This window comes from Agrobacterium sp. (assembly GCF_032092815.1).
Classification (GTDB): domain Bacteria; phylum Pseudomonadota; class Alphaproteobacteria; order Rhizobiales; family Rhizobiaceae; genus Agrobacterium.
On sequence record NZ_DAMDBP010000041.1, the window covers coordinates 1 to 2,006 of the forward strand.

Here is a 2,006-nt window from a genome sequence, read left to right on the forward strand (position 1 = left end):
CGTCACGATTTTCCGAGCGATCTACTTCATGCCTGTGGTGCTGTCGGTGGTGGTGGTGGCGCTGCTCTGGCGGTTTATCTATGCGGCGGATAACGGGCTCCTGAACAGCCTTTTGAGTTACATGAGCTTCGGGCTGTTCCAGCCAGTCGACTGGCTGGGCAGAACCGATACCGCCCTGTGGGCCATTCTGGTGATGTCAGTCTGGCAGGGCGTCGGTTTCCATATGGTCATATGGCTTTCCGGCCTGCAAACGATCTCTCCGGATCTTTACGAGGCGGCTGATATCGAAGGCGCGAGCCGCTGGCAGAAATTCAGCATGATAACCTGGCCGCTGCTGCGCAACACGGCCGTGCTGATTATCATCGTCATTACCATGCAGGCTTTTGCCCTTTTTGCGCAGATCGATGTGATGACCAAGGGCGGCCCCCGCGATTCGACGCAAAGCATCGTCTATCAGGCGGTTGAGAGGGGATACCGACAGCAGGACATCGCGGCAGGCTCGGCAATCTCGGTCGTTCTGTTCCTGCTTGTCCTGTGCATTTCGCTGACCCAGCGATACCTGACAAGGGAGAAACAATGATGGAGGCCGGACAACGCAAAAGCCTTGCTTTTCTCATCGGCAACTATGTGCTCATGCTGGCTTTCGCGGCAATCTTCATTTTGCCCCTGCTCTTCATGGGCTTCTCGTCACTGAAACCGAACGACCAGTTACTGAGTGATGCAACGTCGATACGGGCTTTCCTGCCGGTGGGAGACCTTTCGCTCGAAAACTACACCGCGGCTTTTGCCCGGGCGCCGATTGCGACCTTCATATTCAACTCGGTGCTGGTAACAGGCGTCACCGTCTTTCTCGCCCTGCTTCTTGGCTCGCTTGCCGCCTTCGCTTTCACCTTTTTGAAATGGCGTGGAAAGGACGTGCTCTTCTCGGTCATCCTCGCCACCCTCATCATTCCCTTTGAAACCATTGCCGTGCCGCTGCTGCTGGAAGTCAACAATCTGCCATGGATCGACGGCAACGGGTTTACCTGGGGATGGCTCAATTCGTGGCATGTGCAGATCATTCCATGGATAGCGGACGGGCTGACGATTTTCCTCTTCGTGCAATACTTCAAGGATTTGCCAAAGGAGTTGCTGGAGGCGGCGCGCATCGACGGGGCTGGCTGGCTGCGGATATACGCGCAGGTGGTAATGCCGCTCAGCGGACCGGTGATCGCAACAGCTGCGATCTTGAAGTTTCTCGTCATGTACAGCCAGCAGTATCTATGGCCGCTTCTCGTCACGCAGTCCGAGGCTTACCGGCCGGTTATGGTGGGGCTGCAGTATTTCTTCCAGCTCAACACGCCCTGGGGTGAAGTGATGGCTTATCTCACCATCATCACGCTGCCGGTGCTGATCTTTTATCTCTGCCTGCAGAGGCTGTTCATCTCCAGTATCGCGGCGAGCGGAATAAAGGGATAGCGCCTCATCCTGCACTGGGTGAAGGCCTGACATAAGGCGATAGTGAGAATGCACCGGGACTTGCGAGAGGTTGCTGCATTCTATTAGCGCCGATTATTCTGGCCAACCCGGAGGTTGTTGTGTTCTCTTACAAACTTGAACGCTGAACGGCGCCTGGCAGATCGTCGTTCCAGGTTGGCTGAGCACACTGCCACGAAAATCAAATGCTTGACCGGGAAGGGCAGTCGCCCGAGAGTTAATCTCAAGCGCCCTGCAAGATTTGCCCTTCTCACATTCATGGTTTGCGCCGCTCTGAAGGATGAGGCCGATGAAAATGAGATTTCTCTGTGAGGCTGTTCTTGCCTTGATGTTTTCCACCGCAATCGCTTCTGCCCAGCAGGCGTCTGACACGGTGGCGCCGGAAAGGGCAACCGGTCTTGCGACCGCCAAACGTGTCGAGTCGAAGAGCTTCATGGTCGCTGCAGCCAATCCGCTGGCGGCCAAGGCGGGACGCGACGTGATCGCGGCGGGCGGCAACGCCATAGATGCGATGGTGGCGGTGCAGACCG

At 56.5% G+C, this 2,006-nt stretch carries 2 protein-coding genes and 1 pseudogene; all 3 read left to right on the top strand.

Features of this window, described 5'->3' with window-relative positions:
- On the top strand, nucleotides 1-580 hold a 580-nt coding region (locus tag RT613_RS19085), incomplete at its 5' end, for a sugar ABC transporter permease (protein WP_313617969.1).
- A complete protein-coding gene (locus RT613_RS19090; protein WP_313617971.1) occupies nucleotides 577-1,458 on the top strand; it encodes a carbohydrate ABC transporter permease in 882 nt (293 codons plus the stop codon). The genes RT613_RS19085 and RT613_RS19090, both read left to right, overlap by 4 nt.
- Nucleotides 1,459-1,765: 307 nt before the next feature.
- Nucleotides 1,766-2,006 (top strand): annotated as a pseudogene (locus tag RT613_RS19095) (gamma-glutamyltransferase); the annotation flags it as partial.